The organism is Streptomyces sp. NPDC051286 (assembly GCF_044455345.1).
Lineage (GTDB): Bacteria > Actinomycetota > Actinomycetes > Streptomycetales > Streptomycetaceae > Streptomyces.
Genome location: NZ_JBITER010000121.1, coordinates 1 through 4,384, shown reverse-complemented (window position 1 = coordinate 4,384; position 4,384 = coordinate 1). Strand labels below are relative to the sequence as shown.

Genomic DNA, 4,384 nt, shown 5'->3' with positions numbered 1-4,384 from the left:
CGGCATGTTCAACAACTGTGCCTGCATGTCCGCCAGTTACCCGCCCCAGCTGATCGACGAACTACAGCACACATGCTGATCTACGACTGAAGGGATAGTACTCCAGTCGTAGATCGCGACCTGACGCGGTGTCATTCAGCGAGGGCGAGTCGGGTTCGGTAGTGGTGCCAGCGGGCTCGGGCCTGGTGCTGTCGTCGCCAGTCAGACCAGTTCAGATGCCGGGTGATCCTGGCGTGCGCGGCCGGTGGCGGTAGGTCGCGGATGCGCGTGGTGAGCAGGTGAAACAGTCGCTGGGCCTCGGGGACGGTCAGCGCGATCGCGCCGCAATCGGCCGGCGGGTCCTGGTCGGGATCGTCGGGCAGGATAGGGGCGGGCTGGTTGGTCTTGTCGATGGCCGCGAGCACGGCGAGCAGGGCGAGGGTCGCCATGGCCATGGTGACGTGGCGTTTCCATGCCCGGTAGCGCCGGACCTGGGTCTGGTCGAGTGAGACGGTGGATTTTGAGTCCTGGAAGTCGTCCCCCACCTTCCATCGTGCCGGAGTACTGCCGGCCCACGGCCGCGGTCTTCGTCCCCTTCTTCGCCTGTCCTGTCTCGTCGAAGATCAGGACCCCGCCGTCGGCGCCGAGGTGCCGGGTCAGGAACGCGCGTACCGCGTCCCTCGCGGTGTCCTCCTCCCAGCAGGCGCGTTCGAGCAGGTGGTGCAGGCGATACGGCCGGTCCAGGCCGACTGCCTCCGCGATCGACCAGCAGTTGCCCGCAATGATGGGGCTCTCTGAAATCGGCCAGGGATGCTCGTCGCCTCATTCGGTACGACGTTCTACGGAGTGGGGAGCCTTGGCGAGCGCCGCGCGCGTCTGTTGCTCGACAGAGCGAGAGTCTCGTTTGACCACGAGGCCGCTGTCGCCGCTGTCACAGCGGGCCCTGGCGGTACGGACGTCCGGAAGGCGCCGCTGCGTGGCGGGTCTGTCGCCGGAGGGCCGGATGCAGTGCAGTGGGAGGTAGGGGCGGGATGCGTCGGCTGTCGGGGCGAGGCTAGGGTCGGCGGCGGACGACCATCAGCAGCGGGAGACTCCATGCCGTCAGGCCACACACAGCAGGGCACCGAGCATGCCCGGCCGACCAGTCCCCGGTCGCTCGCGCCAATCCCCTTCGACGTCGAGGCCGTCTTTCCGGAGCTGGTCGGCACGGCCCGCGAGGTCACCCTCCTCTACCCCCGGGCAGGGCAGCCCGGCCCGGAGGAAAGCTCCATTGGCGGGCCGCTGCTGTGGCCGGCCGGTGAGCCCTGGCCGATGTGTGCCGAACCGGACCACTACAAGCCGCTCAGTGCGCCCGTCGGGCCCGAGCCGGTCGCCATGGTCCCGGTGGTCCAGCTGTACGCACGAGATGTGCCCGGCCTCGTCTTCCCTGCCGGCACCGACCTGTTGCAGATCATGTGGTGCCCGCTCGTGCACGAGGACGACCAGTACGCGGCCAACCCCCGGCTCCACTGGCGCAGCACTGCGCTGACGGCCGACGGTGCCGCCGCCGGGGAACCGCCCCGCCCGCACACCGTGGAGGAGGACTACCTGCCGCGCCCGTGCACCGTGTCCCCCACTCCGGCCGTGGAGTACCCGAACTGGGATTTGCCGGAGGGACTCGGCGAGCTGCTCGACGAGCGGTTCGAGGCCCTGAAGGGGGAACGGGGCTTCGACTACTTCGAGGTGGCCACCACGCAGCAGAGCAAGGTCGGCGGCTACCCGGCGTGGACCCAGCCGCCGGACTGGCCCGACTGCGCGGGCTGCGGCACCCGCATGGAACACCTGCTCAGCATCACTGCGACCGAACCGGGTATGGGCCGGTGGCTCCCCCTGGACGACCAGGATTCCCGCCAGGACGGGGCCGCGACCCCGTCCTGGCGGGCCGAGGCCGACCCCGCTGCCTTCGACGCGTTCGGGCACGACATGGACCTGGGTGACCTCGGTGGTATGTACTTCTTCGTCTGCCGCATCTGTCCCGACACCCCGTACACCCACCGCTACGACTGCTGAGTCGCGCCCGGTTGGCTCGCGCGCCCGCGACGCAGCCGACTATCGGTGGCCCCTTCCCTTGGCGGCCGGCCGCAGGTCAGCGCGGGTGTGCCTGGGGAATCAAGCCGGGCAACTCTGAGGACACTCCGAGCACTGGGTGGGGAGATTCAGATATCGCCATCAGCAACGCCCGGCATCAGTAACCCGCGCAGGTACAATATGCCGTTGGCCCGCAGATCGCGGCGGCGGTAGACCGGCGCGAGGTCTGCGCCGGGTTCGGCGAATACCGCTTCCATCTGCTCGGGATCTGCACTGCGGCGCAGTGCAGATCCCGAGCCGTGGTCACTGTGCGCGGGGCCTGTCACCTCCGATACCGCTGCGCCACTGCCGTGAAGGCGGCCTTGGGTTCCCATTCCATGTCGGGGTAGGTCTGCCCCCGGCGCCCTTCGAGGAGTTTGACGATGCCCAGGCCGGCCCGGTCCAAGTCGTCCCTGGGGTCGCCGTCCGGGCGGTGCGGGTAGCCAGGCAAGGCGAACAGGAACACGAACGCGCTGTCCACGCCCTCGGTCTCGAAGATCTCCAGCAGTTCGCTCAGATATGCGGCCTGGCCGGCCTCGTCACGCTCGTATATGCCGTTCAGCCGTACAGGGGCCTTGGTCTCTGGGTCGTACTCGACCACTTCCAGCACCCGCCCACCGCGGTCTCCCGCGCCGCGGTAGGCCGCGGTGCCGAATCCGGTGATGGCGAGCGGCTTCGGGCCTTGGGCCAGGGTGCGCACCGCGTCCCGGAACCGGTCGGCGACCTCGGCGGAGCGGATCAGCTCGAACGTCACAATGTCGAAGGGAGTCCAGTCGACCTGCTCGAACTGGATGGATGCGTAGGTGAGTTTGCCCTGGAAGCGCTCGCGGACCGTGGCCGCGGCGTCGCCGAGGAATGCGTTGATGCGCACGCCGAGCTCACGCATCGCTTCGGCCCGCCGCTCGGGTTGGCTCATCAGCTCCTCGACCCGCTCCTCCGGGCTCTCTCCGGGCAGGAAGCCGCGGTTCATCACGCTCAGCTCGACCCCTGCGACGAACACGACTGTGGCCCCCTGCTGTCGGAGCCGTTCCGCTCGCTCGGCACAGTCACGGAAGAGCGCGAGGATCTGCTCCAGATCCAGCTCCAACGGATAGGGCGAGAACCAGACCTCCAGGCCGAGCTCGGCGGCGGCACCGGCGGCCAACTCCAGTCGGTCCGGGTCACCGCCGATGATCTGGACCGCGTTGCAGTGCAGGTCGTCGCGGATGATGGCGAGCTCGCGCCGGACCACCGCAGGGTCGAATTGCTCGCGGGATATCTGGCCGTGCATGACGAATCCGGTGTCGTAGGTCATTCCTCTTGCACGCATGGTGACGTCCCCTCTGTCGGTCTCGGCCGAATCGAGGCTGACAGGAAAACTGCGTGCACGCAAGTTTGCGTGCACGCATCCCTGTGTGGAACGCTGACATCGTGACGACACCACCACCAGGGCTGCGGGAGCGGAAGAAGCAGGCCACGCGCGAGGCGCTACGCGAGGCGGCCCTGCGCCTGGCCGTTGAGCGCGGACCGGACCAGGTGCGGGTCGAAGACATCGCCGAGGCGGCTGGGGTCTCGCCGCGCACCTACAACAACTACTTCGCCAGCCGCGAGCAGGCGATCGTCTCCGCTGTTACCGCGGACCGGGAGGCGCGGATCGCGGCAGCGGTCGCGGCCCGGCCCGCAGGAGTGCGCCTGGCTGACGCCGTCACCGAAGCAGTGGTCGAGCAGTACACGAACACCGGTGAGCACGAACACCAGGCGCTGCTGTTGATCACCACCCGGACCGCGCTGCGCGACGCGTTCCTCGATACCACCGCCGGCATCGAGCACCCTCTCACGACGGTGCTCGCCGAACGCCTGGATGACGCCGGAACGCACACAGCCCGCGTTCTCGCGGCAGGCGTGGCCGCGGCAGTGCGCATCGCGCTGGAAGGCTGGCTCCAGCCGACCGGGAACGCAGAGGCCGCCGGGAGCTTCGGCGCCGGAGGACTGGTCGTGCCCTCCGGCTCACTGCCCGACCAGCTCCGCGCGGCGCTGGCCCCGCTCGCGCCCGCGTTCGACGCAGCCGAGCGACGCACCCAGCCGTGAAGTCGACCCAACTGGGGCATCCGCTGGACAAACAGTAGCCCCGGAACATGCCGATGCACCCGGCCGTCGTCATCCTCGTCAGCCGATTCAACGTAGGTGACGCCGTGTCAGGTCGCGATCTACGACTGGAGTAATAGCCCCTTCAGTCGTAGATCAGCATGTGTGCTGTAGTTCGTCGATCAGCTGGGGCGGGTAACTGGCGGACATGCAGGCACAGTTGTTGAACATGCCA

At 68.5% G+C, this 4,384-nt stretch carries 5 protein-coding genes and 1 pseudogene; 2 read left to right on the top strand and 4 right to left on the bottom strand.

Features of this window, described 5'->3' with window-relative positions; translation table 11 throughout:
• Window positions 1-131: 131 nt before the first annotated feature.
• Both ACIBB8_RS37485 and ACIBB8_RS37480 read right to left on the bottom strand, forming a co-directional pair.
• Window positions 132-524: a hypothetical protein gene (locus ACIBB8_RS37485; protein ID WP_398959842.1), complete on the bottom strand. Its 393-nt coding sequence runs from the start codon at window positions 522-524 to the stop codon at window positions 132-134.
• 16 nt (window positions 525-540) lie between these two features.
• Window positions 541-741 (bottom strand): annotated as a pseudogene (locus tag ACIBB8_RS37480) (transposase); the annotation flags it as partial.
• Between the two features lie 333 nt (window positions 742-1,074).
• Here ACIBB8_RS37480 and ACIBB8_RS37475 point away from each other — a divergent pair.
• A complete protein-coding gene (locus ACIBB8_RS37475; RefSeq protein WP_398959840.1) occupies window positions 1,075-2,028 on the top strand; it encodes a hypothetical protein in 954 nt (317 codons plus the stop codon).
• 146 nt (window positions 2,029-2,174) lie between these two features.
• Here the strand turns inward: ACIBB8_RS37475 and ACIBB8_RS37470 are convergent, their stop codons facing one another.
• Complete coding sequence (locus ACIBB8_RS37470) at window positions 2,175-2,303, bottom strand: hypothetical protein (RefSeq protein WP_398959839.1); 129 nt, start codon at window positions 2,301-2,303, stop codon at window positions 2,175-2,177.
• A gap of 65 nt (window positions 2,304-2,368) precedes the next feature.
• Window positions 2,369-3,379 carry a hypothetical protein gene (locus ACIBB8_RS37465; protein WP_398959844.1) on the bottom strand — a complete coding sequence of 337 codons (1,011 nt, stop codon included), beginning with the start codon at window positions 3,377-3,379 and terminating at the stop codon, window positions 2,369-2,371.
• A gap of 116 nt (window positions 3,380-3,495) precedes the next feature.
• Between ACIBB8_RS37465 and ACIBB8_RS37460 the strand changes: the two genes are divergently transcribed.
• Window positions 3,496-4,152, top strand: a complete 657-nt coding sequence (locus tag ACIBB8_RS37460) for a TetR/AcrR family transcriptional regulator (protein ID WP_398959838.1) — start codon at window positions 3,496-3,498, stop codon at window positions 4,150-4,152.
• Window positions 4,153-4,384 lie beyond the last annotated feature (232 nt).